A 26,269-nucleotide genomic window follows, 5' to 3' on the forward strand; every position below is an offset into this window, starting at 1 on the left:
TAAGGTGCAGTACATGAGCGATGGCGCCGTGCTGCACGTGAAGGGGAGGGTCCTCGTCGGACCCGAGGACGTCCGCGACGAGCTGTGGGTGGTCGGGGGCCGGGTGTCGTACGACCGCCCCGCCGGGGCCCGGGACGTCCGGACCGTCGAGGGCTGGGCGCTGCCCGGCCTGGTCGACGCGCACTGCCATGTGGGCCTCGGTGCGGAGGGCCCGGTCGACGCCGCCACCGCCGAGAAGCAGGCACTCACCGACCGGGAGGCCGGCACCCTGCTGATCCGGGACGCCGGCTCGCCCTCCGACACCCGCTGGGTCGACGACCGCGAGGACCTGCCGAAGATCATCCGGGCCGGCCGGCACATCGCCCGCACCCGCCGCTACATCCGCAACTTCGCCTGGGAGGTCGAGCCGGACGACCTGGTCGCGTACGTCGCCCAGGAGGCCCGGCGCGGCGACGGCTGGGTCAAGCTGGTCGGCGACTGGATCGACCGCGACCTCGGCGACCTCGCCCCCTGCTGGCCGCGCGGGGCGGTGGAGGCGGCCATCGCCGAGGCCCACCGGCTCGGCGCCCGCGTCACCGCGCACTGCTTCGCCGGGAGCTCCCTGCGCGACCTGGTCGAGTCGGGCATCGACTGCATCGAGCACGCGACCGGCCTGACCGACGACCTGATCCCGCTGTTCGCCGAGCGCGGGGTCGCGATCGTCCCCACCCTCGTCAACATCGCCACCTTCCCGCGGCTCGCGGCCGGCGGCGACACCAGGTTCCCGCGCTGGTCCGCGCACATGCGCCGACTGCACGAGCGCCGCTACGACACCGTGCGCGGCGCCTACGACGCCGGCATCCCGGTGTTCGTCGGCACGGACGCCGGCGGCTCGCTGGCCCACGGCCTGGTCGCGGAGGAGGTCGCCGAGCTGGTCACCGCGGGCATCCCGCCGGTCCAGGCCCTGTCCGCGACCAGCTGGGGCGCCCGCGCCTGGCTCGGCCGCCCCGGCCTGGAGGAGGGCGCGCCGGCCGACCTGGTGGTCTACGAGAGCGACCCGCGCGCGGACGTACGGGTGCTGGCGGCGCCGCGCCGGGTGGTGCTGAACGGGATCGTGCTCGAGTAGCCGCACCGGGGCGTACGGGAACGACTGTGCCCGGTGATTCGAATCGGCGTGCGTCATATCCACGTTTGAGTGAAGTGACCCGGGATCGCTGACCGTTCACCCGCAGTGTGTACAAGGTTGACGGGTCCCAAGCATGTTCCCACTGGGGGTCCCACCACCTTGAACAGCAACGACTTCCGTATGCCCGCACGCCGTCTCGCCACCGTGGCGACGGTCACCGCCCTGGCCGCCGGTCCCGCGGTCCTGGGCGCGGGCGCCGCGCACGCGACCACCGACCACGGTCGCGCCTCCGCCGTCGTCCTGCGCACCGGGCTCGACGTGTCCCTGCTCGACAAGACCGTCGACGTCCCGCTCGCGGTCTCCCTCAACGAGGTCCGGGCGCCGCAGAGCGCCGACAGGACCGCGCTGTCCGCCCGGCTCGACGGTGTGGCCGGCGGCAAGCCGTTCACGGTGCTCGGCGCGGACGTCGCCTCGGCGAGGGCCACCGTGACCGCCGAGCGCGCCGAGGGCTCGGTCCGGCTCGTCCACGCCAGGCTGCACGTCCCCGGCCTGCCCCTGCTGTCCCTGATCGAGGTCGGCGCGGTCACCGCCAGGGCGACCTGCGAGGTCGGCAAGGCACCGGCCGCCGACGCGAACGTCCTCGGCGCCGTCACCGTCCTCGGCAAGCGCGTCACCCTCACCGCCGGCGGCCCGACCGAGGTCAGGGTGCCCGGCGTCGGCGAGGTCCGCCTCGACCTCGCCCGGCGCAGCACCACGACCCGCACGGCCGCCGCCACCGCCCTCGAACTCAGGGTCTCCGTCAACCCGTTGAAGCTCAACGTCGCCGACGTCGAGGGCACCGTCAGCCTGGCCAAAGCGACCTGCGAGTCCCCGACGGCCCCGCCCACCGGGCACCCGGTCCCGAGCCACGACCCGGCCGCCGACGTGAAGCCCCAGGGAGCCAGACAGGACCTCGCGGAGACCGGCGGCGGCTCCGCGACCCCGTACATCGCGGGCGGCGCGCTGGCACTGGTGCTGGTCGGCGCGGGAGCGGTGACGGTGGCCCGGCGCCGCAGGAGCTGACGCGACGTCCCTGTGCCGCTCCCCGCTCGGCCGTCACGCCGGGCAGGGAGCGGAGCCCCCTGGCGGGGTCCGGCTACGGAAGCGCCGCCGACAGTGCCTTCAGGAAGCCGTTCACGGTCACCCGGTCCCGCACGGCCACCCGCAGCCACTCCTCCCCGAGCCCCGGAAACGTGTCCCCCCGCCGCACCGCATGGCCAAGCTCACGCAGCCGGTGCCGTACCACCGCAGCGCCCGGCACACGGACCAGCAGGAACGGCCCTTCCGCAGGCTGCACCACCCGCACACCCCGGTCGGCGAACGCCGTCAGCCCCGCCACCAGGTGCGCCCGGTCCGCCGCGATGCGATGCGCCGCGTGCCCCGCCTCCGCCAGTGCCCGCGGCGCGACACACGCCTCGGCCGCGGCCAGCGCCGGCGTCGACACCGGCCACAACGGCTGAGCCCGCTCCAGCTCGGCGACGATCTCCGCGGGAGCCAGCACATACCCGATGCGCAGCCCGGCCAGCCCCCACGTCTTGGTGAGGCTGCGCAGCACGACCAGCCCCGGCACATCGGTCCGCCCGGCCAGCGTCTCCCGCTCGCCCGGCACCGCGTCCATGAACGCCTCGTCCACCACCAGCACCCGCCCCGGCCGGGCGAGTCGGGCGATCGCCTCCGCCGGATGCAGCACGGACGTCGGATTGGTCGGATTCCCGATCACCACGAGATCGGCATCCTCCGGCACCGCCGCCGGATCCAGCCGGAACCCGTCCTCCTCCCGCAGCAGCACCCGCTCCACGGTGTGCCCCGCGTCCCTGAGCGCCGCCTCCGGCTCGGTGAACTGCGGGTGCACGACGACCGGTTGCCGTACCTTCAGCGCGCGGGCGAGCAGCACGAACGCCTCCGCCGCGCCCGCCGTCAGCAGCACCCGTTCCACCGGCAGCCCGTGCCGCGCCGCCACCGCCGCGCGCGCGGCCCGCCCGTCCGGGTAGGCCGCGAGGGACGCCAGCGAGCCCGCGATCTCCTCCCGCAGCCACGCAGGGGGCGTGTCCGCGCGGACGTTGACGGCGAGGTCGACCAGCGCGGCCCCGTCGTCCCGCACCTCGGCGTCCCCGTGATGACGCAGATCCGGTCCCGTGCCCTCAGTGCGCATGGCTGTGCGAGTGCCCCCCGTGATGGTGATGCCCGTGCCCGTCGTGGCCGTCGTCGTCCGGGTGGTAGTGCGGCTGCTGCGGCAGCCCCACCTTGTCCTCGAAGCCCGGCAGCGCGATCCGGTACACGCACGAGTCGCAGTTCATGCGCAGGTCGCCCTTGACGGCCTCCTCGTACCGCTCCGTCACCAGGTCCAGCAGCTCCGGCTCGGGCCCGATGACATCGGCCGACCGCACCTCGATCTCCGGGTGCGCGGCCGCCCATCCCTCGGTCTGCTGCCGCACCCGGTCCGGCAGGATCCCGGTGAACAGGAAGTAGGGGAGTACGACGATCCGCCGCGCCCCCAGCGCCGCGCACCGGTCCAGCCCGCTCGGCACGTCCGGCGCCGCCAGCGACACGAACGCCGTCTCCACCCCGGCGTACCCGCGGCCCTCCCACAGCAGCCGCGCCGCCTTGTGCACCTCGGCGTTGGCGTCGGGGTCGGTGGAGCCGCGGCCCACCAGCAGCACGGTCACATCGGCCCGGTCCCCGGTGCTCCGCCCGGAGGAACCCAGCGCCTCGTCCAGCCGCCGCTCCAGCACGCTCAGCAGCGCCGGGTGCGGGCCCAGCGGACGGCCGTAGGTGTACGAGATGCCCGGGTGCCGTTCCTTCTCGCGGGCCAGTGCGGCCGGGATGTCACCCTTGGCGTGCCCGGCGGACACCAGCATCAGCGGCACGGTGGCGAACCGCCGTACCCCCCGCGCCACCAGTGCGGCGACGGCCTCGCCCAGCGGCGGCGCGGACAGCTCGATGAAGCCGCCCGCGACCGGCATGTCGGAGCGGAGCTGCAGCTGCCGCACGAAGTCGCGGAACGCCTCGGCGCCGGCGTCGTCACGGGTGCCGTGTCCGGCGATGAGCAGGGCGGGCGGGGTGGTCACGAGGTCTCCTCAGACGAAACGGGGTGGTACAGCAGGGCGTTGAGCGCGGCGGCGGCGACCGCCGAGCCGCCCTTCTCGGACACGTTGCTCACGGCGGGCAGCCCGCTCTCCCGCAGCGCGGCCTTGGACTCGGCGGCGCCGACGAAACCCACGGGCAGGCCGATGACGAGCGCGGGGGAGGCGTCCAGGGCGAGCAGCTCCTCCAGGGCGGTCGGCGCACAGCCGATCACCCACAGGGCGCCGGGCCCGACCTGCTCGTAGGCGAGCCGGATCGCATGGGCCGAACGGGTCAGTCCCGGGCCGGACTCGGCGTCCTTGAGCCGGCAGACCGTCTCCCGGCGGGTGATGCCGGCCGCGACCATCTCCACGTCCACGACGACCGGCGCCCCGGCGTGCAGCGTGGCATGCGCCGTCACCAGGTCGCCTTCGTCCATGACGAGATCGGTCGCGTACTCCGGGTCGGCGGCGGAGTGGACGACCCGCTCCACCACCGCCCGGGTCAGCGGCGGGAAGTGCGAGGTGTCCAGGCGGGCGCGCAGCCGCCGGAAGGACTCCTGCTCGATCGGATGGACCACACGGGCCATGGGGTTCACCGGGCGCCCTCCTGGGTGCGTTCCTGCCAGCGGTAGCCGCGCGGGGTCACCATGCGCCCGGCGATGATCCGGGTCGCGGTGTTGCCCACCGTCACGACCGTCATCATGTCGACCGTCGCCGGGTCCAGTTCGGCGAGGGTCGTGACCCGGCTGGACTCGTCCGGCCGGGACGCGTTGCGGACGACCCCCACCGGCGTCGCCGGCTCCCGGTGCCCGGCGAGGATCGCGAGCGCCTTCGGCAGCTGCCAGTCGCGGCCCCGGGAGCGCGGGTTGTAGAAGGTCACCACGATGTCCGCCTCGGCCGCCGCCCGCACCCGCCGCTCGATGACCTCCCACGGCGTGTGCAGGTCGGACAGGCTGATGGACACGTGGTCGTGGCCCAGCGGCGCGCCCAGGACCGCCCCGGCGGCCAGCGCGGCCGTCACCCCGGGCACCCCGACCACGTCGATGTCGTCGGAGGCCTCCGCGAGCGCCGGGGACGCCATGGCGTACACCCCCGCGTCCCCGCTGCCGATCAGCGCCACCGCATGTCCGCGCCGGGCCTCTTCGACCGCCGTGCGCGCCCGCTCCTCCTCGGCGCCGAGCCCCGACTCCAGCACCCGGGTGCCGGGCCGCAGCAGATCGCGGATCTGGTCCACGTACTGGTCCAGTCCGACCACGACCGAGGCCCGGCGCAGCTCCGCCGCCGCGCGCGGGGTCAGCAGGTCCCGGGCGCCGGGTCCGAGCCCGACCACCGCGAGCCGCCCGCGCCCCGGACGCCGTACGACGGCACAGGTCGCCATCGCGGGCTGCCCGTCGGCCCGCACGGACTTCCGCTTGGGCACGAGGAGTTCACCACCGCGCACCAGAGCCGCCGCCTCGGCGACCGACGGGGTGCCGACGGCGGCGAGGGGCGCGTCCGAGGGATGGGGCACCTCGACGGCGGCCAGCTCCTCGGCGGAGTACGTCACCAGCGGCACCCCCAGCCGCTCGGCGGCGGTAACGATGCCCGGCTCCTCCGACTTGGCGTCCATGGTGGCGAGTTCGGCGACGGACCTCGGGGACAGCCCCGCCTCCCGCAGCGCCCCCTCGACCAGCCCGAGGACCTCCTCCACCGGCACGCCCCTGGACGCGCCGACCCCGACCACCAGCGACGGCGGCCTCAGCAGCACCTCGCGCTCGCCGGGTGCGACGTCCCGGTCGGTCAGCCGGATCGTGTACGTGCCCCGCGGCGAGGTCGGCAGCGGCGGCAGCGGCCACGCCGACTCGGCCTCCAGCGCGACCGGTTCACCGTCCAGCAGGGCGCGCGACACGGTCGCGACCGAGCCCTCGTACGGCAGCCCCAGCGTGTCGAGGCCGGCCAGCCCGACCGAGTCCGTCGCGGTCGTCACCACCGGCTCGGCGCCCAGCAACTCACCGGCCTCCCGGGCGAGTTCGTTGGCGCCGCCGCCGTGCCCGCCGAGCAGCGACACCGCGAACCGGCCGCCCTCGTCCACGCACACCACACCGGGGTCGGCCGTCTTGTCGCCGAGCAGCGGGGCGAGCAGCCGTACCACCGCGCCCGTCGCCAGGAAGCACACCAGCTGCTCGCACTCGGCGAACGCGGCTCGGACCGCCTCCCCGACGGGCCCCTCGTACACCCGCGTACGGCCCGGCCAGGCCGCGGCCAGCCGGTCGCGCGCCGCCGCCCCCGCCGCGGTGGCGGAAATCAGGCCGATCACTCGAGAACTCCTTCACTAGGCACCGGGGTTCCGGTATTTCTTCCGCCCCAGAGCAGGAACACAGGATTGGTCGCCGCGAGCCGGGTCACGTCCCCGGGCAGCGGCGCCAGGCGCGAGGACTGCAGCAGCACCCCGTCGCAGGTGAACCCGGCGGCCGTGAGCGCCTCGCGCGCCGCCGGCACCCGGTCGAGGGCGGCCATGGCGACGACGACCGTACGCCGGGCCCGCCGGGCGCACGCGGTGACGACGGCGGGCAGTTCGCGCCCCCCGCCGCCGACGAACACGGCGTCGGGATCGTCGGCGAGCCCGGCCAGCACGTCCGGTGCCGAGCCGTGCACCACGTCCACGTCGACGCCGTGGGCGTGCGCGTTGGCGCGGATCCGCTCCACCCCGTCCGCCGCCTTCTCCACGGCGACCACGGCTGCGCCGAGCCGCGCGCACTCCACCGCCACCGAGCCCGAGCCGGCGCCCACGTCCCACACCAGGTCGCCCAGGCGCGGCCCCAGCCGGGCCAGCGCCAGCGCCCGCACCTCGAACTTGGTGATCATCGAGTCGCGGTGGGCGAACCCGTCCTCGGCCAGGGCCCACCGCGCAGGCCGCGCGGGAACCCCGGCGACCGTACGCACCGGTCCCAGCGCCCGCGTCTCGTCCAGACACAGCACCACGCTCACCGCCGTGCCCCAGTCCCGGGCGGCGGCCTCGGCGGGCGTGACCCGCTCGACCCGCTCGTCCGCGGAGCCGAGGGCGGAGGCGACGACCAGGACACGCCCCGGCTTCCGCGGCTCGTGCAGCAGCGCGGCCCCCAGTTCCGCCGGACCCGCGCCCGGCCCCGTCAGCACCGCCACCTTCGGCCGCGCCCGGCACACGTTGACCGCCGTGCGCAGCTCCCGGCCGTGCGCGCTGACGACCACGGCGTCGTCCCACGGCAGCCCCACCCGCGCGAACGCGGCCGCGACGGAGGAGACCCCGGGCCGCACATCCAGCAGCCGTGACCCGAACCGCTCGGCCAGCACCCGCACGATCCCGAAGAACCCGGGGTCGCCGGAGGCCAGCACCACCACCGGGAGCTCTTTGCCGACATACCCGGCGATCGTGTCCAGGGCGGGCGCCAGCGGTCCGAGCACGACCCGCTCGGCGCCCTCGGGCAGCCGTACCGCGTCCAGGTGCCGGCGCCCGCCGACCACCAGCGCGGCGCCGGCGACGACGTCCTCGGCGACCGGCGCGCCCGCGCCCGTCCCCGTGCCGACGACCGTGATCAACTCTTCGCCCTCTGCTCGCGCAGGGCTCGCCGGGCCTCCGGGTCGGCCTTGCGGTAGCCGTGGAAGTGCCCCGGGTGGTACAGGTGCGAGCGGGTGCCGTGCGCGTCCAGCGCCGGGCCGACCAGGAAGAGCGTGTGCTTCCAGAGTCTGTGCTCCTTGACCGTCTCCTCCAGCGTGCCGACCGTGCACTTCACGACCAGCTCCTCGGGCCAGGTCGCCTGGTGGGCGACGATCACCGGGGTGTCCGTCGGGTAGCCGCCCTCCAGCAGCTCGCGCACCAGCTGCCCGCTGCGGGCGGCGGAGAGGAAGATCGCCATCGTCGTACCGTGGCGGGCGAACTCCCGTACCTCTTCCCCGGGCGGCATCGGCGTCTTGCCGCCGCCCAGCCGGGTGAGGACGACGGACTGCGCCACCTCGGGAATGGTCAGCTCGCGCTGCGCCAGAGCGGCGACGGCGGAGAAGGACGACACGCCCGGTACGACCTCCGTGGCGATCCCGATCTGCGCGCACCGGTCCAGCTGCTCCTGCGTGCCGCCCCACAGGGCCGGGTCGCCGGAGTGGATCCGCGCGACCTTCAGCCCCTCGGCGTGGGCGCGCCGGTAGACGGCGACGACCTCCTCCAGGGGCATGGTCGCCGAGTCCAGGATCTCCGCGTCCTCGCGCGCGTGCTCGAGGACCTCCGCCTGGACCAGGCTCGCCGCCCAGATCACCACGTCCGCCTCCGCGATGGCGCGCGCGGCGCGCAACGTCAGCAGATCGGCGGCGCCGGGGCCGGCACCGACGAACGTCACCTTGCCGGTGGGGGCATCGGCCATGGGAAGGGTCCTCTCGTACGGGAAACACACATCAAAAGCGGGTGAAATGTCAGGGTCCGGCGGGGTGTGATCGGCGCCGGATGTGCGCGAAGGCGCCTCCATCGGATAGCAAGGCCCTATGGCGGTCTTCGTCGCGCTCGGCGCGTTCCTGATGACGCTGGCCGGCGGCTGGACGGCACAGCGCGTGACCGACCGGCGTCATCTCGTCCTGGGACTCGCCGGCGGCCTGATGCTGGGCGTGGTCGGCCTGGACCTGCTGCCGGAGGCGCTGCACGCCGCCGGCCGCGAGATCTTCGGCGTACCCGCCGCCCTGCTGCTGTTCGTGGCCGGCTTTCTCCTGGCCCATCTGGTGGAGCGCACCCTGGCCGCCCGCCAGGCCGCGCACGGCGGCGCCGAGGGACACAACCACCGGGCGCCCGAGGTGGGCCTCGTGGCGGCCGCCGCGATGGTGGGCCACAGCGCGATGGACGGCGTGGCGATCGGCGCGGCCTTCCAGGTCGGCGGCGGCATGGGCGCGGCCGTCGCGCTCGCCGTGATCGCGCACGACTTCGCCGACGGCTTCAACACCTTCACCATCACGAGCCTGTACGGCAACGCCCGCCGCCGGGCGATCGCCATGCTGGTGGCCGACGCCTGCGCACCCGTGCTGGGCGCGCTGTCGACCGCTTTCCTCCACATCCCCGAGACGGTGCTCGGCGGCTACCTGGGCCTCTTCGGCGGCGTCCTGCTCTATCTCGCCGCCGCCGAGATCCTGCCCGAGGCCCACCACGAGCACCCCGCGCGCTCCACCCTGCTGTGCACGGTGGCGGGCGCGGCGTTCGTCTGGCTGGTGGTGGGTCTGTCCGGCGGCTGAACGGACCGGTGGCCGGCGGCCGGTGTCACCGGCGGCCGCCCCGGCCGGCCGCCCCGGCCACCCCGGTCGCCTCACAGCTTCCCGCCCCGTCCGCCGTCCCGCCGCGGGGGCGCGATCAGCGTGGACAGGTACGGCAACGGCGTCCCGTCCAGCTCGGCGGCCGGCCGTACGGACTCCTCCGGCAGCCCCAGCGCCGATCCCCACACCGCGTCCGCCAGCCGCCCGTTCTCCTGCAGCGCCTCGGCGACCTCGGCGGCCTGCCGCCCGAACTTGTACGCGACGACGGTCCCGGGCCCGGCCAGCGCCTCCTTGAGCACGGCGGACCCGGCCGTCACCGGCACCAGCGTCAGCGGCTCGGTCCCCTCGGTCAGCACGGCACCGGACCGGGCCGCCAGATCCTGCATGGCGGTGATCCCGGGCACGGTCTCCACGACGACACCCGGCACGAGCCCGGCGATCGTCTGCGCGAGATAGGTGAACGTCGAGTACACGTTGGGATCGCCGATGGTGGCGAAGGCGACGGACGCGTGCCGCCTCAGCAGCTCGGCGACCCGCTCGCCCGCCGCGTCCCAGGCAGCCTCCCGGCGCGCCCGGTCGGTCCGCTCGTTCAGCGCGAACACCACCCGGACGACCTTGTCCTCGGGCACGTAGTGCAACACGGTCGCCTCGGCCCGCCCCCGCTCACCGCCATCTGTTCCATCGGATGAAGCCATCACGGGTACGACGACCACCTCGGCGGCCCGCAGCGCGTTGACCCCCTTGACGGTCACCAGCTCCGGATCACCGGGACCGACCCCGACCCCGACCAGCCTGCTGCTCATGACGTCCGGCACCTCTCCACGAACCGACGGGCGACACCGGGCCGGGACGCCCAGTGCGTGTGCAGATAACTCGCGTGCACGCCGTGCTGCACGAAACCTTCGACCCGCCGGACGGGCGTCCGCACGCCCCACGCGGGGGCGGCCCCGGCGCCGGGCTCGACGACGGTCCGGTGGAACTCGTGCCCCCGCATCCGCGTCCCCGCGGCGGCCAGCACACTGTCCCCGACGGCCACGGCGTCCCGGTAGCCCAGGGTGAGCCGTTCCGTCATCCGCGCGGTGGCGTCCAGCACCCCGCACATCGGCTGCCCGTCCAGCTCCCGGCACAGGTACAGCAGTCCGGCACATTCGGCGGCCACCGGGGCACCGCTCAGCGCCAGCCCGGCGACGGCCTTGCGCAGCGGCTCGTTGGCGGACAGTTCGGCGGCGTACACCTCGGGGAAGCCGCCGCCGATGACCAACCCTGCGGTGCTGTCCGGGAGTTGCTCGTCCCGGAGCGGATCGAAGGTGACGACCTCGGCACCGGCGGCGGTGAGCAGCTCGGTGTGCTCGGCGTAGGAGAAGGTGAAGGCGGACCCACCGGCCACGGCAACCACCGCACGCCTCTTCGTCGTGGTGGCGGGCGGTTCCCAAGGAGCACAGGACAACGCTCCCGCACTCCGAGCCAGTCCGAGCAGAGCTTCGAGATCACACCCCTGTTCGACCTGCGCGGCCATCGCCGCCACCGCGGTCACGGCATCGGTCCGTCGTTCGGCAACCGGCACCAACCCGAGATGCCGCGACGGCGTGTCCACCTGAGGAACCCGCCGCAGCACACCCAGCACAGGCACCCCTGCCTGATCCAGCGCCTCCCGCAGCAGCTCCTCATGCCGGTCGGAGCCCACCTTGTTCAGGATCACGCCCCCGACCCGCACCTCCGGATCCCAGGAGGCGAAGCCGTGCACCAGCGCCGCCACCGACCGCGACTGCGACGACGCGTCGACGACCAGCACCACCGGCGCCCTGAGCAGCTTGGCGACGTGCGCGGTGGACGCGAGTTCACCCTCGCCCGCCGCCCCGTCGTACAGCCCCATCACCCCCTCGACCACGGCGAGGTCACACCCCCGCGCCCCGTGCAGGAACAGCGGAGCGACCAGCTCCGGCCCGCACAGGTACGCGTCCAGGTTGCGCCCCACCCGCCCGGTGGCGAGCGTGTGGTACCCGGGGTCGATGTAGTCCGGCCCGGCCTTGTGCGGGGACACGGCGAGCCCCCGCGCGGCGAACGCGGCCATCAGCCCCGTGGCGACGGTGGTCTTGCCGCTGCCCGAGGAGGGCGCGGCGATGACCAGCCGAGGCACCGACGACGTCACCACTCGATGCCCTTCTGGCCCTTCTGGCCGACGTCCATCGGGTGCTTGACCTTGGACATGTCGGTGACGAGGTCGGCGAAGTCCACCAGCTTCTCCGGCGCGTTCCGCCCGGTGATCACCACATGCTGCGTACCGGGCCGGTCGCGCAGCACGTCCACGACCTCGTCGGTGTCCACCCACCCCCAGTGCATGGGGTAGGCGAACTCGTCCAGCACGTACAGCCGGTAGGTCTCGGCGGCCAGGTCCCGCTTGACCTGCTCCCAGCCCTCCCGGGCCTTCTCCTCGTTGGTCGCGTTGTCACCCTGGATGTCCCGCTGGACCCACGACCAGCCCTCGCCCATCTTGTGCCAGTCGACGGTGCCGCCCTCGCCGGAGGCGCCGAGCACCCGCAGGGCGTTCTCCTCGCCGACCTTCCACTTCGCCGACTTGACGAACTGGAACACCCCGATCGGCCACCCCTGGTTCCAGGCGCGCAGCGCGAGCCCGAACGCGGCGGTGGACTTGCCCTTGCCGACGCCCGTGTGCACGACGACCAGCGGCCGGTTGCGGCGCTGACGGGTCGTCAGGCCGTCGTCCGGTACGACACTCGGCTGTCCCTGCGGCATCAAGCGGCCCTCCTCTGTACGTCCTTCACCAGCCCGGCGATCGAGTCCGCCCGCAACTCGTCGAGCGTCACCGCCGTACCGCCGAGCTCACCCGCGAGCTGCCCGGCGAGCCCGAGCCGCACCGGCCCCGACTCGCAGTCCACGACCACCGAGGCGACCGACTCGGCCGCGAACAACCGGGCCGCACGCCCCGCCAGCGCGACCGGCTCGGGGCCACCCGTGGCCCGCCCATCCGTCACGACGACCATCAGCGCCCGGCGCGCCGGATCCCGCAGCCGCTCCACGCGCAGCACCTCGTGCGCCCTGAGCAGCCCGGCCGCGAGCGGCGTACGGCCACCGGTCGGCAGCGACTCCAGCCGGACCGCCGCCGCGTCCACGGAGGAGGTCGGCGGCAGCGCGACCTCCGCGGCCGCCCCCCGGAAGGTCACCAGGCCCACCTTGTCCCGGCGCTGGTAGGCGTCCAGCAGCAGCGACAGCACGGCACCCTTCACCGCGCCCATCCGCTGCCGCGCCGCCATGGACCCGGAGGCGTCCACGACGAACAGCACGAGGTTGCCCTCGCGTCCCTCCCGGGTCGCCTGGCGCAGATCGTCCCGGCGGATCACCAGTCCCGGCCCGGACCGGCCGCGCGCCCGCTGGTGCGGGGCCGCGGCCTGCACGGTGGCGGCCAGGTGCAGCTTGGTCAGCGCGCCCCGGGGCCGGCGGGCCCCGGTCGTCCGCCCGTGCTCGGTGCGCGCCCGCGACCGGCGGCCTGCGGCGCCCTCCCCGATCCCGGGCACGCTCAGCACCTTGGTCCGGAACGGCTCGGCGGCCCGTACGGCCGACTGCTCCCGTGCGCCGGACGCCTGCGGTTCCCCGCCCTCACCGGCCTCGGGTCGCGTGGCGGTGTCCCCGTCGCCCTGCGGGCCGCTGTCGGGAGCGGGCTGCCCACCGCCGCCACCGGGACCGTCGGGATCGGGATCCTCGTCGCCCTCGGAGTCGTCCCCCGAGAACTGCTCCAACGTCTCGTCCAGCTTGTCCTCGTCCAGACCAGGCGCGTCGAAGGGGTTACGGCGCCTGCGGTGCGGCAGCGCCAGCAGCGCCGCCTGCCGCACGTCCTCGGCGAGGACGTCGGTCCGCCCGGCCCACGCGGCCAGCGCGGTCGCCGTACGCGCCATCACGATGTCGGCGCGCATGCCGTCCACCTCGAAGGCCGCGCAGGTCGCCGCGATCTGCCGCAGCGCGCCGTCGCCGAGCCGCACCCGCGGCAGCAACTCGCGTGCGGCCACGATCCGTTGCCGTACGGCGGACTCCTCCTCGGCCCACCGCGTGGCGAAGCCCGAGGGATCGTCGTCGTACGCCAGCCGGCGCCGCACCACCTCGACCCGCTGCTCGGGCTCGCGCGAGGCCGCGACCTCCACGGTCAGCCCGAACCGGTCCAGCAGCTGGGGCCGCAGCTCGCCCTCCTCGGGGTTCATCGTGCCGACGAGCAGGAACCGCGCCGCGTGCCGCACGGAGACGCCCTCGCGCTCCACGTACGAGGCACCCATCGCCGCCGCGTCCAGCAGCAGGTCGACCAGGTGGTCGTGGAGCAGGTTGACCTCGTCGACGTACAGGATCCCGCGGTGGGCGTCGGCCAGCAGGCCCGGCTCGAACGCCTTCACGCCCTCGGCAAGCGCCCGCTCGATGTCCAGGGCGCCGACCAGCCGGTCCTCGGAGGCGCCGACCGGCAGCTCGACCATCCGCGCGGGCCGCCGCGCGCCCGGCCCCGGCTCGTGGGGGCCGTCGGGGCAGGACGGGTCCGGTGCCGCCGGGTCGCACGAGAAACGGCAGCCGGGCACGACGGCGACCTCCGGCAGCAGTGCCGACAGGGCGCGCACCGCCGTCGACTTGGCCGTGCCCTTCTCGCCGCGCACCAGCACACCGCCGACCGCCGGGGACACGGCGTTCAGCAGCAGCGCCAGCCGCAGGTCGTCCTGGCCCACGACGGCCGTGAAAGGGAAGGGGGTTGTCACTGGTCGTCGCCCTCCAAGTCGCCTTCCAGCTCCAGGTAGGTGGCGCGCAGCCGCTCCAGCGTCTCCGCGTCCGGCTCCGCCCACAGGCCACGGTCCGCCGCCTCCAGCAGCCGCTCGGTGATGCCGCGCAGCGCCCACGGGTTGGACTTCTTCATGAAGTCCCGGTTCTCCGGGTCGAAGACGTACTCCGCGCTGAGCTTCTCGTACATCCAGTCGTCGACCACGCCCGCGGTGGCGTCGTAGCCGAACAGGTAGTCCACGGTCGCCGCCATCTCGAAGGCGCCCTTGTAGCCGTGCCGTCGCATGGCCGCCATCCAGCGCGGGTTGACCACGCGGGCCCGGAAGACGCGGTGCGTCTCCTCACCGAGCGTGCGGGTCCGCACCTGGTCCGGTACGGCCGAATCGCCCACGTACGCCTCGGGGTTGGCGCCGGTCAGATGCCGGACCATGGCGACCATGCCGCCGTGGTACTGGAAGTAGTCGTCGGCGTCGACCAGGTCGTGCTCGCGGGTGTCGACGTTCTTCGCGGCGACCGCGATCCGCTTGAACGCCGTCTCCATGTCCCCGCGCGCCGCCCGTCCGTCGAGCCCGCGCCCGTAGGCGTAACCGCCCCAGACGGCGTACACCTCGGCGAGGTCGGCGTCGGAGCGCCAGTTGCGGGCGTCGATCAGCGGCAGCAGACCGGCGCCGTAGGCGCCCGGCTTGGAGCCGAAGATCCGGGCCGTCGCCCGCCGCCGGTCACCGTGCCCGGCGGTGTCCTCGTCGGCGTGGGCCTTCACGAAGTTGCTCTCGGCGGGTTCGTCCAGCTCGGCGACGGCCCGTACGGCGTCGTCGATCAGGCCGACGACGTGCGGGAACGCGTCCCGGAAGAACCCGGAGATACGGACCGTGACGTCGATGCGCGGCCGGCCCAGCTCCTGAAGCGCGACCACCTCGAAGCCCGTGACCCGGCGCGAGGCGTCGTCCCACACCGGACGGCAGCCAAGCAGAGCCAGGATCTCGGCGATGTCGTCGCCCTGGGTGCGCATCGCGGACGTGCCCCAGACGGTCAGGCCCACGGACTGCGGGTACTCGCCCGTGTCCTGCAGATACCTCTGCACCAGGGAGTCCGCGAGCGACTGGCCGACCTCCCAGCTCAGCCGCGACGGGATGGCCTTGGGGTCCACCGAGTAGAAGTTCCGGCCGGTCGGCAGCACGTTGACCAGACCGCGGGTCGGGGAGCCGGAGGGGCCCGCCGGGACGTAACCGCCGTCCAGCGCCCGCAGGATGTGCCCGATCTCGTCGGTGGTGCGGGCGAGCCGCGGCACGACCTCGGCGCACGCGAACTCCAGCACCGCGGCGGCGTCGGCGAGCTGGGTGCCGAGTGCATCACCGAGGATCGCCGGTACGGCCGTGCGGTCCCAGGCCCGCTCCTCCATGCCCTCCGCGATCCGCCGGCACAGCTGCTCCAGCAGGTCGATCGCGTCGGAGGCGGTCCGAGCCGGGCCCTCCACCAGGTCCGTGAGCTCCACCGGCACCTTCACCGGAGTACCGGGCTCGCCCAGCAACTCCTTCTCGTCCAGACCGAAGTGGGCGGCGAGGCAGGACCGCAGCCCGGGCAGGGCGTTCGCCCGGCCGCCCCACACCTGGGACGCCCGCAGCACGGCCAGCACCAGGTTCACGCGGGGCTCGCCGACCGGGCCGCCGCCCAGGATGTGCAGGCCGTCGCGGATCTGCACGTCCTTGATCTCGCACAGGTAGCCGTCGATGTGCATGACGAACTCGTCGAACGCCTCGTCGTCCGGCTGCTCGTCCACATGCAGGTCGTGGTGCAGCTCGGCCGCCTTGACCAGCGTCCAGATCTGGGCGCGGACCGCCGGGGCCTTCGCCGGGTCCAGGTCGGAGACCAGCGCGTACTCGTCGAGCAGCTGTTCCAGCTTGGCCAGGTCGCCGTAGGTGTCGGCGCGCGCCATCGGCGGCACCAGGTGGTCGACCACCGTGGCGTGCCCGCGCCGCTTGGCCTGGGTGCCCTCGCCGGGGTCGTTGACGATGAACGGGTAGATCAGCGGCAGGTCGCCCAGGACCGCGTCCGGCGCACACCCGGCGCTGAGCCCCAGCCCCTTGCCCGGCAGCCACTCCATCGTGCCGTGCTTGCCCATGTGCACGATCGCGTCCGCGCCGAAGCTGTGGTCGAGCCACCTGTAGGCCGCCATGTAGTGGTGCGAGGGCGGCATGTCGGGGTCGTGGTAGATCGCGATCGGGTTCTCGCCGAATCCGCGCGGCGGCTGGATCATCACCACGACGTTCCCGAACTGGAGCGATGCCAGCACGATGTCGTCGCCGTCGACGTACAGGCCGCCCGGCGGCTCGCCCCAGGCCTCCACCATGGCTTCCCTGAGGTCCGGGTCCAGTTTCTCGAACCAGGCCCGGTAGTCGGCCAGCGGCACCCGCGCGGGCGCCGCCGCCAGCTGGTCCTCGGTGAGCCATTCGACGTCGTGGCCGCCGGCCTCGATGAGCCGGTGGATCAACTCGTCGCCGCCGGAGGGGTATTCGGTGAGGCCGTAGCCGGCTTCCCGGAGGGCGTCCAGGACCCGGACCGCCGACGCGGGCGTGTCCAGGCCGACCGCGTTGCCGACCCGGGAGTGCTTGGTCGGGTAGGCGGTGAAGACCAGCGCGATCTTCTTCTCCGCGTTCGGCTTGTGCTTCAACCGCGCGTGCCGCAGGGCGATTCCGGCCACCCGCACGGCCCGCTCCGGGTCGGCGACGTACACCGGGACCTCGTCCGGACCCTGCTCCTTGAAGGAGAACGGCACGGTGATCAGCCGGCCGTCGAACTCCGGGATCGCGACCTGCATCGCCGCGTCCATGGGGGAGAGCGCGGCGTCCGACTCCTCCCACGCGGCCCGCGAGGAGGTGAGGCAGAGCCCCTGCAGGACGGGGATGCCGAGGTCGGCGAGCGCGCCGATGTCCCAGGACTCCTCGTCACCGCCCGCCGAGGCCTGCGAGGCGTGCGTACCGCCGGCCGCCAGCACGGTCGCGACCAGCGCGTCGGCCTTCCCCAGCAGCTCGTACAGCCCGGCGTCCGCGCCGCGCAGCGAACCGCAGTACAGGGGGAGCGCGTTGGCGCCCTTCGCCTCTACGGCGTCGCACAGGGTGTCCACGAAGGCGGTGTTGCCGCTGAGCTCGTGGGCCCGGTAGAAGAGCACGCCCACGGTGGGGCGTCCGTCGACGAGCGCACGATCACCGTGGACGCCGTACTCCGGCATCTTCCGCGGCTCCTCGAAGCCCTCGCCGGTCAGCAGCAAGGTGTCCGAGAGGAACCGGGACAGCTCCAGCAGGTTCGCGGGCCCGCCCTCGACCAGGTACTTCAGTGCCTCGGCCACCACACCGGCCGGCACCGACGACTCGGCCATCAGCTCGGCGTCGGGCACGGCCTCGCCGCCCAGCAGCACGGTCGGGATCCCGGCCGCCTTCAGCGCGGCGAGCCCGTCCTCCCAGGCCCGTTTGCCGCCCAGCAGCCGTACGACGGCGAGGTCCGCGCCCTCGATCAGCCCCGGCAGCTCCTGCTCGACGTCCACCCGCGTCGGGTTGCCGATGCGGTAGTCCGCGCCGGAGGCCCGGGCCGCCAGCAGATCCGTGTCGGCGGTCGACAACAACAACACTGTGCTCATGCAGGCGCTCCCGGTGGGATGAAAGGCAGTCCTTGCGGCGCGCCCGACTCGATGAGCCGCCACAGCGCGTCCGTGTCCGCGTGCTGTTCGATCAGGTCGCCGAGCCGGTCGAGCTGCTCCTCGCGCAGCGCGGCGAAGGAGGTGTCCGGCGCGGGCACGAAGCGGCGGCCCGCGGCGGCGGCCACCTCGCGCAGGAAGGCCCGCCGGAAGCCGTCCGACTCCAGCGAGCCGTGCCAGTGGGTGCCCCAGGTCCGGCCGACCCGGCAGCCGTCCAGGAAGGGTTCCCCTCCTTCCAGGGAGGCGACCCCGTGGTGGATCTCGTACCCCTCGACCCGCTCGCCGAGCGCCTCGCCGGCCGGCCGGGTCAGGGTCTTCTCGCGGGCGAACCGCACCCGCACGGGCAGGATCCCCAGGCCGGCCACATGCCCCTCGCGGCTCTCGACCTCGTCCTCGATGTGCTCGCCGAGGATCTGGAAGCCGCCGCAGATGCCGAGGACGGGCCTCTCATCGGCGGCCCGCCGCACGAGGGCGTCCGCGAGGCCCCGCTCCCGCAGCCACTGCAGCGCCCGGACCGTGCCCCGGGTGCCCGGAACCACGACCAGGTCCGCGTCCGCCAGTTCCTCCGGCCGGTCCACGAACCGCACCACGACCCCCGGTTCGGCGGCGAGCGCGTCCACGTCCGTGAAGTTGGACATCAGCGGGATCGCGCACACGGCGACCCGCAGCACGTCCTCGCCGGCGGGCGGGGTCACGGCCGACTCGCGGACCGTGCCGCGCAGCGAGACCCTCCCCCACGCTCGGCTTCGCTCGCGCGGGGGGACCCCCATCCCATCCTCCTCGTCGATACCGAGCCCGTGCCGGAACGGGAGGACACCGTAGGTGCGTCGCCCGGTGAGGCCCTGGAGCATCTCCAACCCGGGCTCCAGCAGGGAGACATCGCCGCGGAACTTGTTCACCAGGAACCCGGCTACCAGCTCCTGGTCCTCGGGTGAGAGCAGGGCGACGGTGCCGAAGAAGGAGGCGAAGACGCCGCCGCGGTCGATGTCGCCGACGACGAGCACGGGCAGCCGCGCGTTCCGCGCGATCCCCATGTTCACGATGTCGGTGCGCCGCAGATTGATCTCGGCCAGGCTGCCCGCCCCCTCACAGATCACCGCGTCATACGTGCCCCGCAACTCGGCGAGGCAGTCCAGCACCGTGCCGAGGAGCTTCTGCTGCCGTCCGCCGTGATAGCCGCGGGCACTCAGCTCGCCCACGGGCCTGCCCAGCAGCACCACCTGGCTGCTCTGTTCGCCGCCCGGCTTGAGCAGCACCGGGTTCATCAGCGCGGTCGGCTCGATCCGGCACGCCTGGGCCTGCATGGCCTGCGCCCGCCCGATCTCCGCGCCCTCGCGGGTCACGAAGGAGTTGAGCGACATGTTCTGCGCCTTGAACGGCGCCACCTTCACGCCCTGGCGCACCAGCCACCGGCAGATCCCGGCCGTCACGACGCTCTTGCCGGCGTCGGAGGTGGTGCCGGCGACGAGGAGTCCCCCGTTCACTTCCCACGTCCCTTCAGACCCTTGACGACACCATTGACGAGGAGGCGCGCGGCGACCGTGGTGCCGAGCGCGAGCACGCCGACGCGGCGGGAGAGCCGTACGGCCCGGTCGATGTCGGTGACCTGGACGGCCCGGCCGGTGTCGCCGTTGAGCACGGGCCGGTGCTCGACGCGGCCGCCGTAGGAGAGCGTGCCGCCGAGGCGCACGCCCAGGGCGCCCGCGAAAGAGGCCTCCACGGGGCCCGCGTTGGGGCTCGGGTGCTGGTGGGCGTCGGCCTTCCAGGCGCGCAGGGCACCCCGCGGGTCGGATCCGGCCGCGGCGGCGAGTACGGCGGTGAGCCGGGCCCCCGGCCAGCCCGCGACGTCGTCGAGCCGGGCGGAGGCCCAGCCGAAGCGCCGGTAACGCGGGGACCTGTGACCGACCATCGCGTCCAGGGTGTTGACGGCCCGGAAGCCCAGCAGCCCGGGCACCCCGCCCACGGCCCCCCACACCAGGGCGCCCACGACGGCGTCGGAGGTGTTCTCGGCGACCGACTCGACCACGGCCCGGGCGATCCCGTCGGCGTCCAGCGCCTGCGGGTCCCGGCCGCACAGGTGCGGCAGCCGCGCCCGCGCCGCCTCGACGTCCCCGGACTCCAGGGAGCGCCCGATGGCGCGGGCCTCCCGGGCGAGCGACGTACCGCCGACGACCGCCCAGGTGGCGGCGGCGGTCAGCGCGACGGAGGCGGCGGGGCAGGGGCGTACGGCGCGTGCGGCCAGCGTGCCGAGTGCGACGGCGCCACCGGCGCACACGACGGTGTGCACGGCGCCCCAGCCGCGGTGGTCGTGCCACAACGCGCGGTCCACGGCAGCGGCCGCACGTCCGAACGCGGCGACCGGATGCCCGCGGCGCGGATCGCCGAGGAGCAGGTCACCGAGAAGACCGGCGGCGGCGCCGTACGCGAAAGTGCGATCGGCACCCATCGGCTCAGCCGGCCATGGGTACAGGAGCGGGCCTGGTGCGGGTCCTTGTCCTTCGGCAGCCGGGCATGGCGATCGATGTCCTCACTCAGGGTGTCCGCGCCCTGGTTCGACGAGATTCGGCGGTGAGAGTTCCTGGCTCCCGGGGTTTCTTCCCCGGTGACAGTGGCGGGACCGCGCCGGATTCGCACCGGCTTCCTCTCTTGCCGCCGTACATGGCCTGGGCAGTCCACCACGCGCCCGGAACGGCCGTCAACTTGCCGTTGACCTGCGAGGGGAGAGTGTGCCGATCCCCACATCGCGGGACGCCCGTGGCCTGTGGGTACGGCGAAGGCTCCCCTCCGTCACGCTGGGAGGGGAGCCTTCGTGCTGCCTGGTTCGTGGCGGTCCGTCAGGACTTGGACACGATGAGGAAGATGCCGTACGCCACCGCCGCCGCGCAGGCCGCGAAGCAGACGTAGGCGCCGGTGACGGCGAGGGCGGCGGAGTCGCCCTGGGCCGCGGCCTTCTCGCGCCGGGCCAGACCGTTGATGCCGAGGGTGAACAGGGCCACCAGGCCCACGGTGAACACGAGGCTGGCGCCGAAGACGGAGCCGAGGGCCGACCAGTCGATCTTCATGGGGTTGCTTCCTTGGTTACCGGTGGGGCCGGGGTCAGACGGTCGCGGCCGGCGGGGCGGCCTCGGGCGCGGGCTCGGTGGCGGCCGGGGAGGCGATCGTGGCCGTCAGGTCCTCGGTGATCAGGCCCGCCGGGGGCGGGGTCACCGCGGCGATGGCGGCGGTCACCACGCCGGCCGGCTCCTCGGTCTCGGCCACGACGTTGGTGTGGTCGACGACCTCACGGCGGGAGATCTTCCAGATCGCGGCGCTCGCGGCGACCAGGAAGACGGCCACGACGGCGGTGCCCCAGTCACCGAGATCGGTGACGGCCTCGGCGCCCCCGCCGACCAGCGCGGCGGCCGGGAGGGTGAGCACCCAGGCGACGGCCATGCGGGTCGCGGTGGACCAGCGGACCACCCCGCCCTTGCGGCCGAGGCCGGCGCCCATCACCGAGCCGGAGACGACGTGCGTGGTGGACAGGGAGAAGCCCAGGTGGGAGGAGGCCAGGATGGCGGTCGCGGCGCTGGTCTGGGCGGCGAAGCCCTGGCGCGGCTCCAGGTCGGTCAGGCCCTTGCCCATGGTGCGGATGATCCGCCAGCCGCCGATGTAGGTGCCGAGCGCGATGGCCAGGCCGGCGGAGAGGATGACCCAGGTGGGAGGGTTCGAGCCCGGGGCGATGGCGCCGCCCGCGATCAGGGCGAGGGTGATGATGCCCATCGTCTTCTGGGCGTCGTTGGTGCCGTGGGCGAGGGAGACCAGGCCGGCGGAGGCGATCTGGCCGGCGCGGTAGCCCTTGCGGGTGGCCTCGCCGTCGGCCTTGCCGCCGATGCCGTAGGAGAACCGGGTGGCCAGCATCGAGGCGACGCCCGCCACGATCGGCGCGGCGACCGCCGGGAGCAGCACCTTGGTGACCAGGACGTCGCCGTGCACGGCGCCGAAGCCGGCGGAGGCGACGGTGGCGCCGATCAGACCGCCCATCAGGGCGTGCGAGGAGCTGGAGGGCAGGCCCACCAGCCAGGTCACCAGGTTCCAGAGGATCGCGCCGACCAGGGCGGCGAAGATGACCTCGGGACGGATGCCCTTCTCGTCGACGAGACCCTTGGAGATCGTGTTGGCGACCTCCACGGAGAGGAAGGCGCCCACCAGGTTCAGGGTGGCGGACATGGCCACCGCGATCTTGGGCTTCATGGCGCCTGTGGAGATGGTGGTGGCCATCGCGTTGGCGGTGTCGTGGAAACCGTTCGTGAAATCGAACGCGAGAGCGGTTACCACCACTATCGCGAGGATCAGCGAGAAGCTTTCCATTTACCCAGGCAATCGTTCGAGGTCATTGGCTGGACGACCGTAGGCAACCTGGGTGAACGGAAGATGAACTGAGGCAGGCGTAGGGGTGTCCAGAGGGGGGGATCGAGGTTCCGCCCGGCTCCCGCGTCCCAGGCGCGCCATGGCTACCGGCCGCGCGCGAAGGTCCGCAGCCGGGCGGCGGTGCCGTTGAAGAGATTCTGGTCACCCGGCAGCCGGCCCCGGGTGCCGAACTGCCAGAACGTCCAGTACCGCCACCCGCCCGGCAGCTTCCCCGGCCGCGCGGCGTCGTGCCGGGCGATCCACAGGGCGTGGCTCTTGGCGAACGCGCGGCTGTTGCCGGTGCACAGCCGCCACCACTGGGTCGTCGTGTAGAGCACCGGACGGCGGCCGGTCTCCCGCTTGACCTCGTTGCTGAAGGACCGGATCCAGCGGACCATCCGCGTCCTGCTCAGGCCGTAGCACTTGTGCCGCTTGTTGTACGGGTTGTACTCGATGTCGAGCACGGGCGGCAGTGTCCGGCCGTCCGCCCGCCAGCCCCCGCCGTGCCGCACGAAGTACGCGGCCTGCCGGGCGCCGGAGGACCTGTCCGGCCGTGCGAAGTGGTACGCGCCCCGGTACAGGCCCGCCTTGCGCGCACCGTTGTACTGCTGGGAGAAGTAGGGGTTGCGGTAGTCCGTGGACTCGGTCGCCTTGACGTAGACGAACCGCGCGCCCCTGGACCGGGCGGCCGCCCAGTCGACGCGCTTCTGGTGGGAGGAGACGTCGTGCCCCCGGGGCAGGCCCGAGGCGAGCGCCTCGGGCGCGGCCACGGTGCCCGTCAGGGCGAGCGCCGCCGCGGCCGCCGCGAGGACACCGGCGCGGTGACGGAGAGGGGTGCGTTCGCGGGCCATGTGTCTCCCCGGGTCGGCGGACGAAAGATCGTTCCGTCGGGCAAGAGTGACCATTGAAGGCCGGATGATCTTCGAATGGGCGCCTTTCTGCGGCGATTCACCCCGTCTTTCGCCCAATCGGGGGCATGCGCCCGCGGCCGACGGCGACCGACCACACCCCTCCACGGGGCGCGGCTGGCAGGATCGCGGCATGGCTGAACAGCGGCGGGACGCGGAAGAGGAACGGATCTGGGCGGAGCTGGTCGCGACGGCGCGGCGCACCGTAACCGACGGGCTGGTGGTCGGCACCTCGGGAAACGTCTCGGCGCGCGTCGGCGACCTCGTGCTCGTCACCCCGTCCGGCGTGCCGTACGACCGGCTCACCCCGGACCACCTCACCGGCGTCGACCTCACCGGACGCCAGGTGCTCGGCGCACTGGTGCCGACCAGCGAGCTTCCCATGCACCTCGCCGTCTACCGCACCACCGACGCCCGCGCGGTCGTCCACACCCACGCCGTGCACGCGACCGCGGTCTCCACGCTCGTGCCCGAGCTGCCCCTGGTCCACTACATGGCCGCCGCCCTCGGGGGCCCGGTACGCGTCGCCCCCTACGCCACGTACGGCACCGACGAGCTCGCCGAGAACATGGTCCGCGCCCTGGCCGGCCGCTCCGGCTGCCTCCTGCAGAACCACGGCACGATCACCTACGGCGTCTCTCTCGACCAGGCCTACGACCGCACCGCCCAGCTGGAGTGGATGTGCCGCCTGTGGCTGACGGCGTCCTCCGTACCGAGCCTGACCCCGTCCCTGCTGACGGAGGCACAACTGGCCGAGGTGGGGGAACGTTTGCGGGGCTACGGCCAACGGAGGTGAATCCCGAGCCTCCTTCGGCCCTTGTCGCTCCGCTGGCCGGTGACGGCAACCCCCACGACACTGGACCCGTGCGCACCGTCAGAGCGACCGCCCTCAGCACGGCCATAGCCGCCGGGATGGCCGTGGCGTCCGTCGCCGCCGGCCGGATCGCCAGCGACGCCGCGCTGAAGGCGCCCGCGGGCCGCCCGCTGCCCACCGAACCCCGCCTCACCGTGCACGGCACCGCCGCCGGCCAGATCACCCTCACCCGCGATCTGGCCGCACTGCGCCCCGGCACCTACGGCCTCTCCGGCGACGGCTCCCACGCGGTCGTCGGCCCCGTCCTGGACGCGGCCCCGCATGCGGCCGACACCGTCGTACGCCGCCTGGAACGCGTCACCCACGGCACCCTCGCCGCCGGTGACGCGGTGTGGCTCACCCCGAACCTGTACGTCGGCAACCCCGGCACCGCCCTCGGCCTCGACCACGCCGACATCGACGTGCCGGGCGAACTCGGCGAGCTGCCCGCCTGGTTCGTGCCCGCGGCCCGGGACACCTGGGTGATCGCCGTGCACGGACTCGGCACCACGCGGGAACAGGCCATGAACCTCATGGCCCCCCTCCACGCCCGCCGGGTGCCGGTCCTCGCCCTCGCCTACCGCGGCGACCTCGGCGCCCCGCGCCCGCCGGACGGCCTCAGCCGCCTCGGCGAGACCGAGTGGCGGGACCTGGACGCGGCGATCCGCTACGCCGTCCGCTACGGCGCCCGCCGGGTCGTCCTGCTCGGCTGGTCCACCGGCGCCACCATGGCCCTGCGCGCCGCCGAGCACTCCGCGGTGCGCGAGCGCATCGCCGGGCTGGTCCTCGACTCGCCGGTGCTCAGCTGGGAGGCCACGCTGCGCGCCCTCGCCCGGGCCCGCCGCACCCCGCAGCCGCTGCTGCCGCTCGCGGTGCGCGCCGCCCAGGGCCGGACCGGCCTGTACGCCGACCGGCTCCCCGAGTTCACCGACCCCGACCTGCTCACCGTGCCGACCCTGATCTTCCACGGGCCCGACGACCAGGTGGCCCCCTGGCAGTTCTCCCGCCGGCTCGCCCGCCGCCGCCCGGATCTGGTCGCCCTGCACACCGTCCCGCAGGCCCCGCACGGCGCGATGTGGAACGCGGACCCGAAGGAGTACGAGGAGCGGCTGCGCCGATTCCTGACCCCGCTGGTGTGAGAACGTCCCCGGCCCTCCGGAGGGCCCCGGGAGGCCGGGTGCCCGGCATTCCGTTTAAGGCCGTACGACTGGCCTGATCACCACTCCTGGCCCCGTCCCGGCTCCCGTGCGTTGGCCAGCCCCGTCGCCCGCCGTGACATTCCGTTTGGGTTTTCGGACCGTCAACCGGAAGACTGCACCCGTGACGTCCCGTATCCCGCGCGACTCCAGGCTTCGACTCGTCCGACCGCGACCCCTGGCCGCCGCCCCCAGAGCTGTGAACCAGCGGCGTCCGCGCCGCGCCGCACCCCGGCCGCCGGAGGGCACCCCCGCCCCCGCGGAACTGGCCGGAATGGCTCGCACCGGGCTGGCCGGCCCGGTGCGTGTGGCTCGCTGGGCCGACGCCGTACTCGGCCCCGGCAGCGACGGCGCCACCGCCGACGGCAAGGCCACCCTCTCCGACGCCACCGCCCGTCGCGCCGCCGCCGACCTGGGCCTGAGCGTCGCTCAGGTCCGCGCCGACTGGGACACCGCACGCCTCGCCGGGCTCGTCGAGGTGCACGGAGACAGCGCGCGCCCCGGCTGGCGGCTGCGCGCCTGGAACCGCGACGACAGCGCCGTACTGCGCGGCTGGGTCGCCCTCTTCGACGCCTGGTCGCTCGCCTCCCCGGAACCCGAGGGGCACGAGCCGGCCGCCGTCGCCGAGGTCGTCTCGGCCATGCCCCAGGTGCTCTCCTTCCTTCAGCTGTCCGCCGGGCCCGTCCCGGTCGAGCAGCTGCTCGACCTGCTCCAGCAGCGGGTCACCGAACTCCGCACCGAGCGCTGCGAGATCCCCTACGAACCCGGCACCGACCGGCTCGCCGAACCCGGCACCGAGCCCACCGCCCCCGGCACCGACCGGCTCGCCGAGTCCGGCGCCGAGCGGCTCGCCGAGTCCGGTACTCAGGGGCCTGCCGAGTCCGGTACTCAGGGGTCTGCCGCCCGGGGCACCGGCCGCCTCGCCGCCCCCGGCACCGACCCCCGCGCCCCCGGCCGCCACGCCATCGACGAGCACCAGCCCTAGAAACCACACGCCAAGCATTGGACATACGAACCGGTC

At 74.1% G+C, this 26,269-nt stretch carries 21 protein-coding genes, 1 pseudogene and 1 riboswitch; of the genes and pseudogenes, 6 read left to right on the top strand and 16 right to left on the bottom strand.

Translation table 11 applies throughout. The annotated features are described in order from the left end of the window. Positions 1-13 precede the first annotated feature (13 nt). Together ABT288_RS11140 and ABT288_RS11145 are read left to right on the top strand one after the other, a co-directional pair. On the top strand, positions 14-1,105 hold the full coding sequence (locus ABT288_RS11140; protein WP_351605135.1) for an amidohydrolase family protein: 1,092 nt from the start codon (positions 14-16) through the stop codon (positions 1,103-1,105). Positions 1,106-1,264: 159 nt separating this feature from the next. Beyond that, complete coding sequence (locus ABT288_RS11145) at positions 1,265-2,167, top strand: SCO1860 family LAETG-anchored protein (protein WP_351605138.1); 903 nt, start codon at positions 1,265-1,267, stop codon at positions 2,165-2,167. A gap of 73 nt (positions 2,168-2,240) precedes the next feature. On the opposite strand, the gene cobC is transcribed toward ABT288_RS11145, so the two are convergent. From cobC to cobM, 6 genes are read right to left on the bottom strand one after another with little or no spacing between them, the layout of a single operon-like run. Then, on the bottom strand, positions 2,241-3,296 hold the full coding sequence (gene cobC, locus ABT288_RS11150) for an Rv2231c family histidinol phosphate aminotransferase CobC (protein ID WP_351605141.1): 1,056 nt from the start codon (positions 3,294-3,296) through the stop codon (positions 2,241-2,243). Then, on the bottom strand, positions 3,286-4,212 hold the full coding sequence (locus tag ABT288_RS11155) for a sirohydrochlorin chelatase (RefSeq protein ID WP_351605143.1): 927 nt from the start codon (positions 4,210-4,212) through the stop codon (positions 3,286-3,288). Before ABT288_RS11155 ends, cobC begins: the two co-directional genes overlap by 11 nt. Then, positions 4,209-4,796: a precorrin-8X methylmutase gene (locus tag ABT288_RS11160; RefSeq protein ID WP_351605198.1), complete on the bottom strand. Its 588-nt coding sequence runs from the start codon at positions 4,794-4,796 to the stop codon at positions 4,209-4,211. The genes ABT288_RS11155 and ABT288_RS11160 overlap by 4 nt, the downstream gene beginning before the upstream one ends. Positions 4,797-4,801: 5 nt before the next feature. Further along, positions 4,802-6,505, bottom strand: coding sequence for a precorrin-3B C(17)-methyltransferase (gene cobJ / locus ABT288_RS11165; RefSeq protein WP_351605146.1), 1,704 nt, complete (start codon positions 6,503-6,505; stop codon positions 4,802-4,804). Next, positions 6,502-7,764 carry a precorrin-6y C5,15-methyltransferase (decarboxylating) subunit CbiE gene (cbiE, locus tag ABT288_RS11170; protein ID WP_351605150.1) on the bottom strand — a complete coding sequence of 421 codons (1,263 nt, stop codon included), beginning with the start codon at positions 7,762-7,764 and terminating at the stop codon, positions 6,502-6,504. Before cbiE ends, cobJ begins: the two co-directional genes overlap by 4 nt. After that, the gene (gene cobM / locus ABT288_RS11175; RefSeq protein WP_351605152.1) at positions 7,761-8,579 is read right to left on the bottom strand and encodes a precorrin-4 C(11)-methyltransferase; all 819 of its coding nucleotides are present in this window, start codon (positions 8,577-8,579) and stop codon (positions 7,761-7,763) included. The genes cbiE and cobM overlap by 4 nt, the downstream gene beginning before the upstream one ends. 118 nt (positions 8,580-8,697) lie before the next feature. On the opposite strand from cobM, the gene ABT288_RS11180 reads away from it, so the two are divergent. Further along, positions 8,698-9,432 carry a ZIP family metal transporter gene (locus tag ABT288_RS11180; protein WP_351605155.1) on the top strand — a complete coding sequence of 245 codons (735 nt, stop codon included), beginning with the start codon at positions 8,698-8,700 and terminating at the stop codon, positions 9,430-9,432. 71 nt (positions 9,433-9,503) lie between these two features. Here ABT288_RS11180 and cobI read toward each other — a convergent pair whose 3' ends face one another. From cobI to ABT288_RS11230, 10 genes are all read right to left on the bottom strand, one after another. Then, positions 9,504-10,253: a precorrin-2 C(20)-methyltransferase gene (gene cobI, locus ABT288_RS11185; RefSeq protein WP_351605158.1), complete on the bottom strand. Its 750-nt coding sequence runs from the start codon at positions 10,251-10,253 to the stop codon at positions 9,504-9,506. Then, positions 10,250-11,602: a cobyrinic acid a,c-diamide synthase CobB gene (locus ABT288_RS11190; protein ID WP_351605161.1), complete on the bottom strand. Its 1,353-nt coding sequence runs from the start codon at positions 11,600-11,602 to the stop codon at positions 10,250-10,252. Before ABT288_RS11190 ends, cobI begins: the two co-directional genes overlap by 4 nt. Next, a complete protein-coding gene (gene cobO, locus ABT288_RS11195; protein ID WP_351605164.1) occupies positions 11,596-12,204 on the bottom strand; it encodes a cob(I)yrinic acid a,c-diamide adenosyltransferase in 609 nt (202 codons plus the stop codon). Before cobO ends, ABT288_RS11190 begins: the two co-directional genes overlap by 7 nt. Continuing rightward, positions 12,204-14,198, bottom strand: coding sequence for a putative cobaltochelatase (locus ABT288_RS11200; protein ID WP_351605167.1), 1,995 nt, complete (start codon positions 14,196-14,198; stop codon positions 12,204-12,206). Before ABT288_RS11200 ends, cobO begins: the two co-directional genes overlap by 1 nt. Then, complete coding sequence (gene cobN, locus ABT288_RS11205; RefSeq protein WP_351605170.1) at positions 14,195-17,848, bottom strand: cobaltochelatase subunit CobN; 3,654 nt, start codon at positions 17,846-17,848, stop codon at positions 14,195-14,197. Before cobN ends, ABT288_RS11200 begins: the two co-directional genes overlap by 4 nt. After that, entirely contained in the window at positions 17,845-19,389 is a 1,545-nt protein-coding gene (locus tag ABT288_RS11210) for a cobyric acid synthase (protein ID WP_351605172.1), read from the bottom strand. Before ABT288_RS11210 ends, cobN begins: the two co-directional genes overlap by 4 nt. After that, positions 19,386-20,351: a cobalamin biosynthesis protein gene (locus ABT288_RS11215; protein WP_351605175.1), complete on the bottom strand. Its 966-nt coding sequence runs from the start codon at positions 20,349-20,351 to the stop codon at positions 19,386-19,388. Before ABT288_RS11215 ends, ABT288_RS11210 begins: the two co-directional genes overlap by 4 nt. A 104-nt stretch (positions 20,352-20,455) precedes the next feature. Next, a riboswitch (cobalamin riboswitch) is annotated at positions 20,456-20,597 on the bottom strand. A 142-nt stretch (positions 20,598-20,739) separates the two neighbouring features. Continuing rightward, on the bottom strand, positions 20,740-20,967 hold the full coding sequence (locus ABT288_RS11220; RefSeq protein WP_351605178.1) for a hypothetical protein: 228 nt from the start codon (positions 20,965-20,967) through the stop codon (positions 20,740-20,742). Between the two features lie 34 nt (positions 20,968-21,001). After that, positions 21,002-22,252: an inorganic phosphate transporter gene (locus ABT288_RS11225; RefSeq protein WP_351605180.1), complete on the bottom strand. Its 1,251-nt coding sequence runs from the start codon at positions 22,250-22,252 to the stop codon at positions 21,002-21,004. 143 nt (positions 22,253-22,395) lie between these two features. Beyond that, on the bottom strand, positions 22,396-23,142 hold the full coding sequence (locus ABT288_RS11230) for a lysozyme (RefSeq protein WP_351605183.1): 747 nt from the start codon (positions 23,140-23,142) through the stop codon (positions 22,396-22,398). Between the two features lie 190 nt (positions 23,143-23,332). Here ABT288_RS11230 and ABT288_RS11235 point away from each other — a divergent pair, with 190 nt between their 5' ends. The 3 genes and pseudogenes from ABT288_RS11235 to ABT288_RS11245 all read left to right on the top strand — a co-directional run. Beyond that, positions 23,333-23,995, top strand: coding sequence for a class II aldolase/adducin family protein (locus ABT288_RS11235; RefSeq protein WP_351605186.1), 663 nt, complete (start codon positions 23,333-23,335; stop codon positions 23,993-23,995). 68 nt (positions 23,996-24,063) lie between these two features. Continuing rightward, a complete protein-coding gene (locus ABT288_RS11240; RefSeq protein ID WP_351605189.1) occupies positions 24,064-25,191 on the top strand; it encodes an alpha/beta hydrolase in 1,128 nt (375 codons plus the stop codon). Between the two features lie 181 nt (positions 25,192-25,372). Further along, positions 25,373-26,068 (top strand): annotated as a pseudogene (locus tag ABT288_RS11245) (hypothetical protein); the annotation flags it as partial. Between the last annotated feature and the right edge of the window lie 201 nt (positions 26,069-26,269).

It is taken from the genome of Streptomyces sp. NPDC001093 (assembly GCF_040298985.1).
Classification (GTDB): Bacteria; Actinomycetota; Actinomycetes; order Streptomycetales; family Streptomycetaceae; genus Streptomyces.